The sequence below is a fragment of the Streptomyces sp. NPDC006643 genome (assembly GCF_042870175.1).
In the GTDB taxonomy this organism is placed as follows: Bacteria; Actinomycetota; Actinomycetes; order Streptomycetales; family Streptomycetaceae; genus Streptomyces.
This window is the reverse complement of sequence record NZ_JBIAHA010000030.1, coordinates 14,286-29,831: the sequence shown is the minus strand read 5'-3', so window position 1 is coordinate 29,831 and position 15,546 is coordinate 14,286. Positions and strand designations below refer to the sequence as shown.

General features: G+C 71.3%; 16 protein-coding genes. 8 read left to right on the top strand and 8 right to left on the bottom strand.

Annotated features, from left to right (window positions below; all coding sequences use genetic code 11):
• The first annotated feature begins 188 nt into the window (after positions 1-188).
• Both ACFYNU_RS32820 and ACFYNU_RS32815 read left to right on the top strand, forming a co-directional pair.
• Positions 189-1,673 (top strand): sensor histidine kinase, encoded by a 1,485-nt coding sequence (locus ACFYNU_RS32820; RefSeq protein ID WP_388768144.1) that lies wholly within the window; start codon positions 189-191, stop codon positions 1,671-1,673.
• A gap of 22 nt (positions 1,674-1,695) precedes the next feature.
• Entirely contained in the window at positions 1,696-2,364 is a 669-nt protein-coding gene (locus ACFYNU_RS32815; RefSeq protein ID WP_356593536.1) for a response regulator transcription factor, read from the top strand.
• Between the two features lie 488 nt (positions 2,365-2,852).
• On the opposite strand, the gene ACFYNU_RS32810 is transcribed toward ACFYNU_RS32815, so the two are convergent.
• The 3 genes from ACFYNU_RS32810 to dusB form a co-directional block, all read right to left on the bottom strand.
• Positions 2,853-3,695, bottom strand: coding sequence for a helix-turn-helix transcriptional regulator (locus ACFYNU_RS32810; protein ID WP_356593538.1), 843 nt, complete (start codon positions 3,693-3,695; stop codon positions 2,853-2,855).
• A gap of 130 nt (positions 3,696-3,825) precedes the next feature.
• On the bottom strand, positions 3,826-4,647 hold the full coding sequence (locus ACFYNU_RS32805; protein ID WP_356593540.1) for an SDR family oxidoreductase: 822 nt from the start codon (positions 4,645-4,647) through the stop codon (positions 3,826-3,828).
• Between the two features lie 91 nt (positions 4,648-4,738).
• Positions 4,739-5,917 carry a tRNA dihydrouridine synthase DusB gene (dusB, locus tag ACFYNU_RS32800; RefSeq protein WP_356593542.1) on the bottom strand — a complete coding sequence of 393 codons (1,179 nt, stop codon included), beginning with the start codon at positions 5,915-5,917 and terminating at the stop codon, positions 4,739-4,741.
• 42 nt (positions 5,918-5,959) lie between these two features.
• Here dusB and ACFYNU_RS32795 point away from each other — a divergent pair, with 42 nt between their 5' ends.
• Together ACFYNU_RS32795 and ACFYNU_RS32790 are read left to right on the top strand one after the other, a co-directional pair.
• Positions 5,960-7,465, top strand: a complete 1,506-nt coding sequence (locus tag ACFYNU_RS32795; protein ID WP_356593544.1) for an MFS transporter — start codon at positions 5,960-5,962, stop codon at positions 7,463-7,465.
• A 190-nt stretch (positions 7,466-7,655) separates the two neighbouring features.
• Positions 7,656-8,090: a DUF1801 domain-containing protein gene (locus tag ACFYNU_RS32790; protein ID WP_356593546.1), complete on the top strand. Its 435-nt coding sequence runs from the start codon at positions 7,656-7,658 to the stop codon at positions 8,088-8,090.
• Between the two features lie 77 nt (positions 8,091-8,167).
• Here ACFYNU_RS32790 and ACFYNU_RS32785 read toward each other — a convergent pair whose 3' ends face one another.
• The 3 genes from ACFYNU_RS32785 to ACFYNU_RS32775 all read right to left on the bottom strand — a co-directional run bounded on the left by ACFYNU_RS32785 (position 8,168) and on the right by ACFYNU_RS32775 (position 10,357).
• Positions 8,168-8,422, bottom strand: coding sequence for a DUF6243 family protein (locus ACFYNU_RS32785; protein WP_356593548.1), 255 nt, complete (start codon positions 8,420-8,422; stop codon positions 8,168-8,170).
• Positions 8,423-8,641: 219 nt separating this feature from the next.
• Positions 8,642-8,854, bottom strand: a complete 213-nt coding sequence (locus ACFYNU_RS32780; protein WP_356593550.1) for a hypothetical protein — start codon at positions 8,852-8,854, stop codon at positions 8,642-8,644.
• 120 nt (positions 8,855-8,974) lie between these two features.
• Positions 8,975-10,357 (bottom strand): glycine--tRNA ligase, encoded by a 1,383-nt coding sequence (locus ACFYNU_RS32775; protein ID WP_356593552.1) that lies wholly within the window; start codon positions 10,355-10,357, stop codon positions 8,975-8,977.
• A gap of 141 nt (positions 10,358-10,498) precedes the next feature.
• Between ACFYNU_RS32775 and ACFYNU_RS32770 the strand changes: the two genes are divergently transcribed.
• The 4 genes from ACFYNU_RS32770 to ACFYNU_RS32755 all read left to right on the top strand — a co-directional run bounded on the left by ACFYNU_RS32770 (position 10,499) and on the right by ACFYNU_RS32755 (position 13,827).
• On the top strand, positions 10,499-11,524 hold the full coding sequence (locus tag ACFYNU_RS32770; protein ID WP_356593554.1) for a metal ABC transporter substrate-binding protein: 1,026 nt from the start codon (positions 10,499-10,501) through the stop codon (positions 11,522-11,524).
• Between the two features lie 101 nt (positions 11,525-11,625).
• Positions 11,626-12,396 carry a metal ABC transporter ATP-binding protein gene (locus tag ACFYNU_RS32765; protein ID WP_356593597.1) on the top strand — a complete coding sequence of 257 codons (771 nt, stop codon included), beginning with the start codon at positions 11,626-11,628 and terminating at the stop codon, positions 12,394-12,396.
• Between the two features lie 2 nt (positions 12,397-12,398).
• Positions 12,399-13,334 (top strand): metal ABC transporter permease, encoded by a 936-nt coding sequence (locus ACFYNU_RS32760; RefSeq protein ID WP_356593556.1) that lies wholly within the window; start codon positions 12,399-12,401, stop codon positions 13,332-13,334.
• 61 nt (positions 13,335-13,395) lie between these two features.
• Positions 13,396-13,827, top strand: coding sequence for a Fur family transcriptional regulator (locus ACFYNU_RS32755; protein WP_356593558.1), 432 nt, complete (start codon positions 13,396-13,398; stop codon positions 13,825-13,827).
• Between the two features lie 96 nt (positions 13,828-13,923).
• On the opposite strand, the gene ACFYNU_RS32750 is transcribed toward ACFYNU_RS32755, so the two are convergent.
• Positions 13,924-14,763 (bottom strand): isoprenyl transferase, encoded by an 840-nt coding sequence (locus tag ACFYNU_RS32750; protein WP_356593560.1) that lies wholly within the window; start codon positions 14,761-14,763, stop codon positions 13,924-13,926.
• A 13-nt stretch (positions 14,764-14,776) separates the two neighbouring features.
• Positions 14,777-15,526, bottom strand: a complete 750-nt coding sequence (gene recO, locus ACFYNU_RS32745; RefSeq protein WP_356593562.1) for a DNA repair protein RecO — start codon at positions 15,524-15,526, stop codon at positions 14,777-14,779.
• Positions 15,527-15,546: the final 20 nt, after the last annotated feature.

The following is a 15,546-nucleotide window of genomic DNA, read 5'->3' as shown; positions in this document are numbered from 1 at the left end:
GGACGCGCGTCACGGAGCCGAGGAACGACGCCGAGACGACCGTGGCCGTCCCCCGCGCGTCGCCGTGGTGTTCTCGGGGCGGATCAGCACGTCGACCTCACCGTCGCCTTCAGTGTCTCCGACTCGGCCGCGGCGGATTGGACTTTCGGCAGTGTCGCGGCGCCTCGGGGATCCGTACGGTCGTGCGCGTGGACAGTACGACAACCGGCGAGCGCGCCGGCATACGCCCCGGCGGACGACCCGGCGGCCCCGTCCCGGCCGGGACCGCGCTGACCGCGGCGACCGCCGTGAGCGCTGTCCTGAGCGTGGTGAGTACGTGGTGGGTCGTGCCGACGGTGATCGCCGCGTTCCTGGCCGGCCGGCGGCCCGGCAGGACGGGTCCGACCGCCCTCGTGCTGGTCGGAGTCGTCGCGGCCGGGGTCGTGGCGGTCACGTCCGTACCCGCCTGGCTCACGCTCGGCAGCCGGTTCGTCGGTGTGGTCGCCTTCGGTGCGATGCTGCCGTGGTTCGCGGGCCGATTCTGGCGCCAGTGGCGGGACTTGACGCGGGCCGGCTGGGAGCGGGCCGAACAACTCGCCCGGGAACAGCGGTTGGTCGCCGAACAGGCCAGATCGCGCGAACGGGCCCGGATCGCCCAGGACATGCACGACGTACTCGGCCACGACCTCAGCCTGATCGCGCTGTCGGCCGGCGCGCTGAAACTCGCGCCGGGGCTCGACGAACGGCACCGGACGGCCGCCGGGGACATCAGGACCAGGGCGGCGGCGGCCGTCGAGCGGCTGGGCGAGGTGATCGGCGTCCTGCGCGAGGAGACCGAGGGGGCGCCGGAGGCACGGGGCGGGGAGGCCGGCATCACGCGGCTGGCCGACGACGCGGCGGCGTCCGGGCTGGCGGTCGAGTCGCGCGTGGACGCCGAGCCCGCCGGCCTGCCGCCGATGGTCGGGCGGGCCGCCCACCGTGTCGTACAGGAGGCGTTGACGAACGTCGCCAAGCACGCGCCGGACGCGACGGCGACGGTACGGGTGAGGCACACGGCCGGGGAGACGACCGTGGTGGTGGAGAACGGCCCGCCGTCGCCCGCGCTCTCGCCCGCGCCCTCGTCGGCCAGGACGGCCGTACGGGGCGGGGAGGCGGGCCGGGAGACGGGGCGCGGACTGATCGGGCTGGACGAACGGGTCCGGCTGGCCGGCGGCGTCTTCACGTACGGCCCGAGCGGGGAAGGCTTCACCGTCGAGGCCCGTATCCCGCACGCGCCGCCCCGGCGCCCGTCGCCGGCCACGCCGGTCACGCCGGCCGAACTGCCCCGGGAGCGGCGCGACGCCCACCGCCGCGCCACGCGCACCCTGGTCGCGGCGGTCATGCTGCCCCTGGTCACCGCGGCGCTGCTGAGCGGAGCGCTCGCCCTGTGGGAGACGCTGTCGGCGTCCCGGTCGGTGCTCGAACCCGGCGACTACGCCCGGCTGCGGGTAGGGCTCGACAGGCCGGCCGTGGAACCGCTGCTGCCCGACCGCGAGACGGATCAACGGCCGCCCGGAGCGCGGCGACAGGAGCGAGGAACGACATGCGAGTACTACGCGATGACGGCCGACCGTTTCGACGACCGCTCGGGGGACGTCTACCAACTCTGCTTCCGGCAGGACACGTTGGTGTCCCTGAAGGCGCTCGTCCCATGACCGGCGCCGAGGCGGTCACGCGATGATCCGGGTGCTGATCGCCGACGACGAGCCGATGATCCGCGCCGGGGTACGGGCCGTCCTGTCCACGGCCCCGGACATGGACGTGGTCGCCGAGGCCGGGGACGGACGTGACGCCGTCGAACTGACGCGGCGTCACCGCCCGGCCGTCGCCGTCCTCGACATCCGGATGCCGGGCCTCGGCGGTATCGAGGCCGCCGCCGAGATCCGCGCCGCCGTGCCGGAGACACGGGTCGTCATGCTGACCACGTTCGGCGAGGACGACTACATCCTCCAGGCGCTCGGCGGCGGCGCGGCGGGCTTCCTGATCAAGTCGGGCGAGCCGGAGGAACTGATCGCCGGGGTGCGCGCGGTGGCCGAGGGCGCCGCCTATCTGTCGCCCAAGGTGGCGGCCCGCGTCGTGGCGCATCTCGCGGCGACCGGCGCGGGCGCGACGGCGAACCGCCGCGCCGCCGCGCGCGCCAGGACCGACGCGCTCACCGACCGGGAACGGGACGTCCTGATCTGCCTGGGCGGCGGTCTGTCCAACGGGCGGATCGCCCGGCGGCTGCACGTGGTGGAGGGAACGGTGAAGGCGCACGTCAGCTCGATCCTGGCCCGACTGGAGGTCGACAACCGGGCGGCGGCGGCGATCGTGGCACACGAGGCGGGTCTCGTACCGCCGTCGTGACGGGGCGAAAGGCGGGGATGGCGGATTGCTTTCGCCGGTGCGGCGGGCGGCGCACCGTTCCGAGGGCGGGTCCGGGAAGTGGCGTCGTCCGCCCGCAGGGCGGGGCCCGCGGCGGCTGGTGCGGTGCATCGCAAGGCGGAGGATCGGCCTCGTACCGGGCGTACTCGGCCGACTCCGACACCGGGGGCACCTCCCGTGGCCCCCTGGGGCCCACGGGGGAGAGGCGCCGTACCAGGCGTCGCGTGCCAGACGGGACATTCCGGACCCGCCCTGGGCTCTCGCCCATGAACCGAACTCACCGCAGAACGACGGCTGTCGCGCTCGCCGTCGCGGCCCCGCTGCCGGCGACCCGTCGGGCGGGATCGCCACGGCGTACGTGGGCGCGGTCTTCGACCGGGCGTTACGGGGCATCCGCCGGCCGCTGCCGGACGGCCCGGCCGCGGCCGGCCCGGAGGTCGCCTTCCGCAGCCCCTGAGCCGCCCGCCGCCTCAGGCGTACTGCTGCCGGTCCCCCAGCACGGGCAGGAGTTGCAGCTTCTGGTGGCTCTCGGTGCCGGGCGTCGCGGTGAACACCAGCAGGGCCTGTGACTGGTCCGCGTCGTAGAGGACCTGGCAGTGCAGTTCGATTGTGCCGAGTTCGGGGTGCCGGATGCGCTTGGTGTCGTCCTGCCGCCGTACCCCGATCTCGTGCTGGTTCCACACCTCTGTGAACTCCTCGCTGCGCTCCAGCAGCGCCGCGACGATCTCGCCGGCACGGGAGTCGGCACCCTGGCGGGAGTACGCGTCGCGCAGTCCGGCGGTGAGGACCCGGCTCTGCAACGCGTGGTCCGGCTCGGGGTAGATCCGCCGGGCGCGGGGGTCGGTGAACCAGCGGTAGACCTGGCTGCGTTCCAGGCCGGTGAAGTCGGTCTCCTTGCCCAGCAGCGCGACGGCGAGGCGGGTCTGCACCAGCGTCTCGCCGAGGGAGGTGACGACCTCGGCGGGGGTGTCGCCCAGGCGGTCCAGGATGCGCATGATGCCGGGGTTGACGTGGTCGCCGCGCAGGCTCCGGCTGGGGGTGTTGTGCCCCGCCGTGCGGAACAGGTGGTCGCGTTCGTCCAGGGACAGATGCAGGCCGCGCGCGATGGCGGCGAGCATCGGTTCGGAGGGCTGCGGGCCGCGCTGCTGCTCCAGCCGGCTGTAGTAGTCGGTGGACATGCCGCTCAGCGCGGCGACCTCCTCGCGGCGCAGCCCGGAGGTACGGCGGCGGGGGCCGCGCGGCAGGCCGACGTCCTCGGGTTGCAGCGCTTCGCGGCGGGTGCGGAGGAAGTCCGCGAGTTGTGCCCGGTCCACGGGGGGCCTCCGTCTCGGTCGGGCGTGGGGTGGGAGTGGGGGCGGCCGGTGTCGGCCGCCGCCCATGCTGGCAGAGGGCGGGGCGCGGGTGCCGGACGGCACGGGTGCCGGACGGCGCACGCGCCGCCGCTCAGAGCCGTGTACCGCCCGACGCCTCGACGCGCTGCGCCGTGATCCAGCCGGTGCCGGGCGACAGCAGCGAGGCGATCACCCCGCCGATGTCCTCGGACTCGCCGACCCGGCCGAGGGCCGTCTGGCTCGACAGGGCGGCGCGCATCTCCTGGTTGTCCCGCACCATGCCGCCGAAGAAGTCGGTCGCGATCGGGCCGGGGGCCACCACGTTGACGCTGATGCCGCGCGGGCCCAACTCCATGGCCAGGTACTTCGTCCAGATCTCGACGGCGCCCTTCGCCGCCGCGTACACGGACAGGCCCTCGCTCACGAACCGGGTCAGCCCGGTGGAGAGGTTCACGACACGTCCGCCGTCCGCGATCAGCGGCAGCAGTGTCTGGGTGAGGAAGAAGACGCCCTTGAAGTGGACGTCGATCATCAGGTCGAAGGCCTCGACCTGTGTCTCGCCGGCCGGGCTGGGCGCCGCGGCGCCGGCGTTGTTCACCAGGAAGTCGAAGCTGTCGCGGTCCCAGGTCGTGCGCAGGGCGTCCCGTATGGAGGCGGCGAAGGCGGGAAAGGTGTCGAACCGGGTGGTGTCCAGTTCGACGGCTACGGCGGTACGGCCCAGCGCCGAGACGGCGTCGACGACCGAGGCCGCCTCGTCCTTGCCGGACCGGTAGGTGAGGATCACGTCGGTGCCGGCCTCGGCGAGCGCGAGCGCGGTGGCCCGGCCGAGTCCCCGGTTTCCGCCGGTGATCAGGGCGACGGTCCGCCGCTCGCCGGCCGTACGCTCGCTCTCGTTGGCGTTCTCGTTGGTGTTCTCGTTCTCATCGGTGTTCATGTCGTCAACTGTCGTCCGGGCCGGAGCGCGGATGAAGGCACCACCGATCCAGGGACCGCCGATCCCCCCTTGAGCCCCCCGCCGCCCCGGCTCAGCCGCCCGACGTGTCCAGCTCCGCGTCCGCACCGATGCCCGCGCAGTCGTACGGGTCCTTCAGCCAGCCGTCCGGCAGGACCACCCGGTTGTTCCCCGACGTCCGCCCGCGCGGCCCGTCGGCGCCGTCCGGCCACGGCTGGTCCAGGTCCAACCCGCCCAGCAGCGCGTCCAGTTCGGCGAGCGACGAGGTGATCGCCAGCTTCTTGCGCATCTCGGAGCCGACCGAGAAGCCCTTCAGATACCAGGCCACGTGCTTACGGAAGTCGATCACCCCGCGCGCCTCGTCCCCGATCCACTCCCCCAGCAGCTCCGCGTGCCGCCGCATCACCCCGGCGACCTCACGCAGCGCGGGCCGGGCGAGCTGCCCCGTACCCTCGAAGGCCGCCACCAGATCGCCGAAGATCCACGGCCGGCCGAGACAGCCGCGCCCCACGACCACACCGTCGCAGCCGGTCTCGCGGACCATCCGCAGCGCGTCGTCCGCCGACCAGATGTCGCCGTTGCCGAGGACGGGGATCTCCGGGACGTGCTCCTTGAGGCGGGCGATGGCGTCCCAGTCGGCGGTGCCGCCGTAGTGCTGGGCGGCCGTCCTGCCGTGCAGGGCGATCGCCGTGACGCCCTCGTCGACGGCGATGCGGCCGGCGTCCAGATAGGTGAGATGGCCGTCGTCGATGCCCTTGCGCATCTTCATGGTGACGGGCAGGTCCCCGGCGTTCGACACGGCCTCGTGCAGGATCGCGCGCAGCAGGGGCCGCTTGTACGGGAGGGCCGAGCCGCCGCCCTTGCGGGTCACCTTGGGGACGGGGCAGCCGAAGTTCAGGTCGATGTGGTCGGCCAGGCCCTCGTCCGCGATCATGCGCACGGCCTTGCCGACGGTGACCGGGTCGACCCCGTACAGCTGGATCGAGCGGGGTGTCTCGGTCGCGTCGAAGCGGATGAGCTGCATCGTCTTCTCGTTGCGCTCGACCAGCGCCCGCGTGGTGATCATCTCGCTGACGAACAGCCCCTTGCCGCCGGAGAACTCCCGGCACAGCGTCCGGAAGGGGGCGTTCGTGATCCCCGCCATCGGCGCGAGCACGACGGGCGGGGTCACCGGGTACGGGCCGACGGCGAGGGTGCCGGGCGGTGCGGGGGACGGGGCGAGCGGAGCGGTCATCCGTCCATTGTCGCGCATGGCGGCCGGGGCCCTCCGGGGTGCCGGACATACCATCACCCCATGCCAGCTCCCCACCCCGCGCCCGGCCCGGAGCCGTCCCAGGAGACCGCCGAGGAGTGCGGTCCCCGCAGACGGCTGGTGATCCTGGGGACCTGCTGCATGAGTCTGCTGATCGTCAGCCTCGACACCACGGTGCTCAACGTCGCGCTGCCCTCCATGCAGAAGGACCTGCACACCACGGTCGCCGGCATGCAGTGGACCATCGACGCGTACACCCTGGTCATCGCCTCGCTGCTGATGCTCGCGGGCTCCACGGCCGACCGTATCGGCCGCCGGCGGGTCTTCAAGACCGGACTGGTGGTCTTCACGATCGGCTCGGCGCTCTGCTCGGTCGCGCCGAATCTGGAGCTGCTGGTCGTGTTCCGGATGATGCAGGCGGTCGGTGGCTCGATGCTCAACCCGGTCGCGATGTCGATCATCACCAACACCTTCACGGAGCCGCGTGAGCGCGCCCGTGCGATCGGGATCTGGGGCGGGGTCGTCGGCATCTCGATGGCGGCGGGACCGCTGATCGGCGGGCTGCTGGTGGAGACGGTCGGCTGGCGCGCGATCTTCCTGATCAATGTGCCGGTCGGGATCACGGCGTACATCCTGACCTGGCGGTACGTCCCCGAGTCGCGCGCCGCCAAGCCGCGCCGCCCCGATCCCGTCGGGCAACTGCTGGTCATGGTGACCCTCGGCGCGGTGACGTACGCGATCATCGAGGCGCCGACGGCCGGCTGGACGTCGCCGCTGATCCTGTCCTTCGCCGGCGCCGCGCTCTGCGCGCTGACGGGGCTGATCCTGTACGAGCCGAGGCGCGCCGAGCCCCTGATCGATCTGCGGTTCTTCCGCAGCGCGCCGTTCAGCGGGGCGACGGTCATCGCCGTGTGCGCGTTCGGCGCGCTCGGCGGCTTCCTGTTCATGAACACGCTCTACCTCCAGAACGTCCGGAACCTCTCCCCCCTGGAGGCCGGTCTGTACATCCTGCCGATGGCGGCGCTGGCGTTCGTCTGCGCGCCTCTGTCGGGGCGGCTCGTCGGCTCGTACGGGCCGCGTGTCCCGCTCCTGATCGCGGGCACGGCCCTGACGGCGAGCGGGCTCATGTTCGCGGTCTTCGAGGCGGAGCGGGAGCTGGAGCTGCTCGTCCTCGGCTACATGCTGTTCGGCGTCGGCTTCGGCATGGTGAACGCCCCGATCACCAACACGGCGGTGTCCGGGATGCCGTTGTCGCAGTCGGGGGTGGCCGCCGCCGTCGCGTCGACGAGCCGGCAGATCGGGACAACGCTGGGCGTCGCCGTGATCGGGGCGGTGCTGGCGGCGGGCGCGGCGGCGGCGGTCACCCGCCGCGGTGGCGTCGGCGAGGCGGCCTTCGCTGACGCGAGCCGCCCCGCGTGGTGGATCATCACCGGGCTCGGGCTGTCCGTGCTGGTGGTGGGCGCGCTGACCAGCGGCGAGTGGGCGCGGGGTACGGCGCGCCGCAACGCGGAACGACTGGATCCGGCGACGGCGCGCGGCTCGTCCTGACACGGGGCGCATCGCGCGGGGCTCGGAGCCGGGGTGAGCCGGAGCGCGGCGCGGGCATCGGTCAGGATTCGAGAAGCGCCCCGGCTCCCGGCGCGGCTAGCGTCAGCGGGACCGCGCGGACCTCAGGCACCGCACGCACCGCACGCACCGCACGGACCGCACAACGATCCCGATCTGGAGAGTGACAGCGATGAGCACGGACGGCTTCTCCGAGCAGGAGCGCGCCGCCATGAAGGCACGCGCCGAGGAACTGCGGAAGGAGGCGACCGGTGGCCGTGGCAAGAAGGCCGCGACCGATGAACTCGACGTGCTGTCGAAGATCGCGGAGATGGCGGCGCCGGACCGCGCGGTCGCCGAACGCGTCCATGCCGTCGTCACCGCCAACGCCCCGGAGCTGGCGCCGAAGCTCTGGTACGGGCAGCCCGCCTACGCCAGGAAGGGCAAGGTCGTGTGCTTCTTCCGTAGCGGGCACACCGACAAGGAGCGCTACTCGACGTTCGGCTTCACGCCCGAGGCGAATCTCGACGACACCGACGGGCTGTGGGCGACGTCGTTCGCCGTGACCGGGCTGAACGACAGGACCGAGAGCATGCTCGCCGCCCTTCTCAAGAAGGCCGTCGGCTAGAAACGCGCGGCACAGGGCGACGGCCCGGACCACCGAGGTGGTCCGGGCCGTCGTCGTGCTGAGGCGCTGGGTCGGGGTCAGGACCGGGCGGCGGGCCCGTCGGTCACATCGGCCGCGCCGTTCGCGTCGGTGGTGTCCGTCGCGTCCTCGGCGCCTTCCTCGGGCTGCGTACCGGTCGCCCGCTCGCGCATCTTCCGCACGAGTTCCTGCTTCTTGTCCTCGGCGACCTTGCGGTCCGCGTTCCGGCTGGGACCGTTGCCCTGCTGGTCGGCGCGGGACAGCTTCTTACGCTGTCCGCCCACGCCGAGAAGGTTGTTCCGGCTTTTTGCCACGGGTTCTCCCGAATTGGTGAAGGCGAAGTGATCTGCGGATGCGTCTGGTGAGAGGCGGACCGTGACCGCCGCGTTCTCACTCGTAGATCTGGAAGAACATGCCCGAGACGCTACCACCGGGCAGGTGGCGCCCGTCACCTGATTTTCCCGGCCCCGCACCCCTCGCGACGGCGCCCCGCGCCCCCGTACGACGGCGCGCCGCACCCCTCGCGACGGCTCTCAGCCGCCGGTCACCGTCGGGTCCACGGTCGCCTGGTGCGCCTCGGTGAGATGCTCCTCCGCCTTGAGCCACGGCAGGAACTGCGCGTTCTTGCTCCAGCCGCAGGTGTCGCACGTCAACGCCCGCTGCATGCCCGCCTTCTGGACATGGACGACATGCTCTCGGCCGTGCTGGTCCCATCGGCTTACCTTGCTGCTGGTCGTGGGCGGCATGAGTGCCTCCTGTTGACGAATGCGGCCACTGAGCAGTGTGCGACGAAGCCCCCGGCTCCGTCACGGAACCGGGGGCTTCGAGCCACGAACGTAATCAGCGACCGCGATCGGCGGCGCCGGTCAGCAGCCGAGCAGCCGCTCGCCCAGGTACCCCTGGATCTGGCTCAGCGAGACACGCTCCTGCTTCATGGTGTCGCGCTCGCGCACCGTCACCGCGTCGTCGTCGAGGGTGTCGAAGTCGACGGTGACGCAGAACGGCGTACCGATCTCGTCCTGCCTGCGGTAACGCCGGCCGATCGCGCCCGCGTCGTCGAACTCGATGTTCCAGTTCTTGCGCAGGTCGGCCGAGAGGCCCTTCGCCTTCGGCGACAGCTGCGGGTTGCGCGACAGCGGCAGCACCGCGACCTTCACCGGCGCCAGTCGCGGGTCGAGCCGCATGACGGTGCGCTTCTCCAGCACGCCCTTCGCGTTCGGCGCCTCGTCCTCGTTGTACGCGTCGAGGAGGAAGGCCAGCATCGCGCGGCCGACACCGGCCGCGGGCTCGATGACGTACGGCGTCCAGCGCTCACCGGCCTCCTGGTCGAAGTACGACAGGTCGTGGCCGGACGCCTTGGAGTGCGCGGTGAGGTCGAAGTCGGTGCGGTTCGCGACGCCTTCGAGCTCGCCCCACTCCGAGCCGCCGAAGCTGAAGCGGTACTCGATGTCGGCGGTGCGCTTGGAGTAGTGGGAGAGCTTCTCCTTCGGGTGCTCGAACCAGCGCATGTTCTCCTCGCGCAGGCCCAGGTCCCGGTACCAGTTCCAGCGCTGCTCCATCCAGTACTCCTGCCACGTCTCGTCCTCGCCGGGCTTGACGAAGAACTCCATCTCCATCTGCTCGAACTCGCGCGTGCGGAAGATGAAGTTGCCGGGCGTGATCTCGTTACGGAAGGACTTGCCCATCTGCGCGATGCCGAACGGCGGCTTCTTGCGCGAAGTCACCTGCACCTGGGCGAAGTTGGTGAAGATGCCCTGGGCGGTCTCGGGACGCAGATACGCGACCGAGCCGGTGTCCTGCGTCGGGCCGAGGTGGGTGGAGAGCAGCCCGGAGAAGGACTTGGGCTCGGTGAAGGTCCCCTTGTTGCCGCAGTTGGGGCAGTTGAGGTCCTTGAGGCCGTTGGCCGGGGGCCTGCCGTGCTTCTCCTCGTACGCCTCCTCCAAGTGGTCCGCGCGGAAACGCTTGTGACAGGAGGTGCACTCGGTGAGCGGGTCGGTGAACGTGGCGACGTGCCCCGAGGCCTCCCAGACCTCGGTGGCCAGGATCACCGACGAGTCGAGACCGACAACGTCCTCGCGCGAAGTGACCATGTAACGCCACCACTGGCGCTTGATGTTCTCCTTCAGCTCGACCCCGAGCGGCCCGTAGTCCCAGGCGGCACGCTGTCCGCCGTAGATCTCGCTGCACGGGTAGACGAAGCCACGGCGCTTGCTCAGGTTGACGATGCTGTCGATCTTGTCGGCGGCCACGGTGCTCTCTTCATTACGACGACGAACGGCGAATGCCTCAGATTAGCGGCGGGCGCACCCCCTGTATCAAATCGGTGTCCCGCAGTGGCTCTCACCACCCCTTGTTGACAATCGTTTCCACTTTTGTTGAAAATGACTGTCATGAACGTACGACGCCTCATACCCACCGCCGCGCTCGCCGGATCCCTCTCCCTCGGCCTGGTCGCGCTGTCCGCGTGCTCCCCCTCCGACGCGGCCGACAGCGCCGACGGCGCCAGGAAGAGCGGCGACAAGCTCGCGGTGGTCGCGTCGTTCTACCCCATGCAGTATCTGGCCCAGGAGATAGGCGGCAGCCACGTCGACGTCTCCACGCTCACCAAGCCCGGCGTCGAGCCGCACGATCTGGAGCTGAGCACCCGGCAGGCCGCGCAGCTCGGCGAGGCCGACTACATCCTGTACCTCAAGGGAATCCAGCCCGCCGTCGACGAGGCCATCACCGCCGCCGGCGTACCGAGCACCGTCGACGCCGCCTCCCTCACGACGCTGGAGAAGCACGGCGCGGAGGTCGGCCACGAGCACGCGGACGACCACGGCGAGGAAAACGCGGACGAGGAGCACGCCGAGGAGAACCACGCCGAGGAGGACCACGCCCACGAGGGCGAGGCCGGCACCGACCCGCACATCTGGCTCGACCCCGTGAAGTACGCCGAGGTCGCCAAGGGCGTCGGCGCCTCGCTGGAGAAGGCCGACCCGGACAACGCCGCCGCGTACCGGAAGAACACCACCGCCCTCGTCGAACGGCTCACCACCCTCGACAGCGCCTTCGAGCAGGGCCTCGCCGACACCGCCACCAAGACCTTCATCACCACGCACTCGGCCTTCGGCTATCTCGCCGAGCGCTACGGCCTCACCCAGGAGTCCATCGCGGGCATCTCCCCCGAGTCCGAGCCCAGCCCGGCCCGGATCAAGGAACTGCGTACCATCGCCGCCAAGGACAAGGTCGGCACGGTCTTCTTCGAGACGCTCGTCAGCGACAGGACGGCCAAGACCGTCGCCGCCGACAGCGGTCTGAAGACGGACGTCCTGGACCCCGTCGAGGGAATCACGGACAAGTCCAAGGGCGCTGACTACGTCGAGGTCATGGAGTCCAACCTCGCCGCGCTGGAGAAAGCCCTCGGCGCGAAGTGAACCAGCCGACGGCAGCAACGGAGGTACGGGACGTGACGACGACACAGACCGAGCGGGCGGAGGCGGCCGAACCGGACGCCGACGGCGCCGGCTCCCCCGTCCTGTCGCTGCGCGCCGCCACCGCCACGCTCGGCTCCCGCCCCGTGCTGCGCGGCATCGACCTCTCCGTGCGGCGCGGCGAGGTCGTCGCGCTCCTCGGCGCCAACGGCTCGGGCAAGTCCACCGCCGTACGCTCCGTGATCGGCCAGGTCCCGCTCACCAGCGGCGAGGTGACCCTCTTCGGCACCCCCCTGCGGCGCTTCCGCGACTGGGCGCGCGTCGGCTACGTGCCGCAGCGCACGACGGCCGCCAGTGGCGTGCCCGCGACCGTCCGCGAGGTCGTGTCCTCGGGACGGCTGGCGCGCACCGGGCTGCTGCGGTGGCCCACCAGGGCCGACCGGGAGGCCGTCCGGCGCGCCATCGACCTGGTCGGTCTCACGGACCGGGCGAAGGACGCGGTCGGCGCGCTCTCCGGCGGCCAGCACCAGCGGGTGCTGATCGCGCGCGCCCTCGCCGCCGAGCCCGAACTGCTGATCATGGACGAGCCGATGGCCGGGGTCGACCTGGCCAGCCAGGAGATCCTGGCGGCCACGCTGCGTGACCAGGTCGCGGCCGGCACGACCGTCCTGCTCGTCCTGCACGAACTGGGCCCGCTGGAGCCGCTCATCGACCGCGCGGTGGTGCTGCGCGACGGCTGTGTCATGCACGACGGCCCGCCGCCGAAGGCCGTGGGCCGGCACGCGCTGCCCGGCCACGACCCCGATCCTTTGACCAATCAAGGCTGTCACCCGCACGCGGCCGGCGAGCCGCACCGTACAGGACTGCTGACCTGATCATGGAAATCCTTGAGACCGCCCTCATGCAGCGGGCCCTGATCGCGGCCGTACTGGTCGGCGTCATCGCGCCCGCCGTCGGGATCTATCTCGTCCAGCGCCGACAGGCCCTGATGGGCGACGGCATCGGCCATGTCGCCATGACCGGTGTCGGTCTGGGCTTTCTGCTCTCCACCAGCCCCGTGTGGATGGCGACGCTCGTGGCGATCGTCGGCTCCATCGCGATGGAGCTGATCCGGGCGTACGGCCGCACACGCGGCGACATCGCGCTGGCCATGCTCTTCTACGGCGGTATGGCGGGCGGCGTCCTGCTGATCAACCTCTCGCCGACCGGCTCCAACGCCAACCTCAGCTCGTATCTCTTCGGCTCCCTCTCCACCGTCTCCGAGAGCGATCTGGACGCGATCTGGATCCTGGCGGCCCTGGTGGTGCTGGTCACCGTGGGGCTGCGGCGGCAACTGTTCGCCGTCAGCCAGGACGAGGAGTTCGCGCGGGTCACCGGGCTGCCGGTGCGCGCCCTGAACCTGCTCGTCGCCGTCACGGCCGCCGTGACCGTCACCGTCGCGATGCGGGTCGTGGGCCTGCTGCTGGTCAGCGCGCTGATGGTGGTGCCGGTCGCCGCCGCGCAGCAGATCACCCGGTCCTTCGCCGTCACTTTCGTGCTGGCGGTGGTGATCGGTACGGCGGTCACGCTGGCCGGCACGGTCACCTCGTACTACCAGGACGTGCCGCCCGGAGCGACAATTGTGTTGCTGGCCATCGGCGTCTTCCTCGTCCTGACCGTCCTCGCGACACCACTGGCGAGACGGCGGGCGCGGGCGCTCAGGTCCGCGGAGAGCGGGCACCCGGCGGCTCCGGCGGACAGACCGGCGGACGGGGCCGCGGACGATCCGGTGGTTCCCGCCATGCGCGGGCCGTCGGACGAGGCCACGGTCTGACGCGAGCTGGCAGAATGGCCCGGCAGATGAGCGATTCCGGGCAGAAGTATTGGAGGCACCCGTGACGACTGCGCCTGGCGGTGGGGCGAGCACTGCCCCCGTACGCGGCCGATCGACCCGGCAGCGTGCCGCGGTGGCCGCCGCGCTGGACGAGGTGGACGAGTTCCGCAGCGCTCAGGAACTGCACGACATGCTGAAGCACCGCGGCGACTCGGTCGGTCTGACGACGGTCTACCGCACGCTCCAGTCGCTCGCCGACGCGGGCGATGTCGACGTACTGCGCACGAACGACGGGGAGTCCGTCTACCGGCGCTGCTCGACCGGTGATCACCACCACCATCTGGTGTGCCGGGTGTGCGGCAAGGCCGTCGAGGTCGAGGGTCCGGCCGTCGAGCAGTGGGCCGAGACGATCGCGGCCGAGCACGGCTTCGTGGCCGTGGCGCACACGGTGGAGGTCTTCGGCACCTGCGCGGAGTGCGCGGCGAGCCGGTGACCCGGGTGGGCCGGTGAGCCGGTGAGCCGGTGAGCCGGTGAGCCGATGAGGTGACGGATGCGGGGCGGATCACACGTCGCCCCGCCCCTCCCCCGGTTACGCGCTCCCGCCCGACCGGTCCGACCGGTTGCCGGACTGGTTGGGCAGCGCCCCGCCGAAGCGGCGGTCCCGCTGGGCGAATTCCAGACAGGCCCGCCACAGATCCCGCCGGTCGAAGTCCGGCCAGAGCACGTCCTGGAAGACCATCTCGGCGTAACTGCTCTGCCAGATCAGGTAGTTGGACGTACGCTGCTCACCGCTCGGCCGCAGGAAGAGATCCACGTCCGGCATGTCCGGGTAGTACAGATACTTGGCGAACGTCTTCTCGTTGACCTTGGACGGGTCGAGCTTCCCCGACGCCACGTCCTCGGCGAGCGCACGCGCCGCGTCCGCGATCTCCGCGCGGCCACCGTAGTTGACGCAGAAGTAGAGCGTCATGGCGTCGTTGTCGACGGTCTGTTCCTGGGCGACCTGGAGTTCCTGGACGACCGACTTCCACATCTTGGGCATCCGGCCGACCCAGCGGATCCGGATCCCCAGCTCGTCCATCTCGTCGCGGCGGCGCCGGATGACATCGCGGTTGAAGTTCATGAGGAAGCGCACCTCGTCCGGTGTGCGCTTCCAGTTCTCGGTGGAGAAGGCGTACAGGGAGAGGTTCTTGACGCCCATCTCCAGACAGCCCTTGAGCACGTCCAGCACGACGCCCTCGCCGACCTTGTGGCCCTCGGTGCGCGGCAGCCCGCGCTCCTTGGCCCAGCGGCCGTTGCCGTCCATCACGCACGCGACATGCTTGGGCACCAGCTCGCCGGGGATCTTCGGCGGGACCGCACCGGAGGGGTGCGGCTCGGGGACCTTGTACTCGCGGCGGGACCGGCCCAGCATTCCGCGTCGTGCCATGCGCTCGTGTCTCCTAGTTCTTCTCTACATATCTGAGTGAGCGCAGTCCGCGCTCCAGATGCCAGTGCAGATACGCGGACACCAGCCCGCTGCCCTCCCGGACATGACGAGCCTCGCACGCGTCCGCCGTCCCCCAGTCGCCGGTCAGCAGCGCGCTGAGCAGACCGACCGCCTCCGACGACGGTACGACGCTGCCGGGCACCCGACAGTCACCGCATATGACTCCGCCCGCCGCGACCGAGAAGAAGCGGTTCGGCCCGTCGAGGCCGCACTTCGCGCAGTCGTCGAAGCTCGGGGCGTAGCCGTTGACCGCGAGGGAGCGCAGCAGGAAGGCGTCGAGGATCAGATGCGGGGCGTGCTCGCCGCGCGCGAGGGTACGCAGCCCGCCGACGAGGAGCAGATACTGCTGGACGGCGGGTTCGCCCTCGTGGTCGGTGAACCGCTCGGCGGTCTCCAGCATGGCCGTACCGGCCGTGTAGCGGGGGTAGTCGGCGACGATGGCGCCGCCGTACGGGGCGATGGTCTCGCTCTGCGTACAGAGCGGCAGCCCGCGCCCGACGAGTTCACTGCCGCGCGCGAAGAACTGCACGTCGACGTGGGAGAACGGTTCGAGCCTGGCGCCGAACTTGGACTTCGTACGGCGCACTCCGCGCGCCACGGCCCGTACGCGGCCGTGGCCACGGGTGAGGAACGTGATGATGCGATCCGCCTCACCCAGCTTCTGGGTGCGCAGCACGATGCCGTCGTCGCGGAACAGGCTCATGGCGCCATTCTCCCGTACGC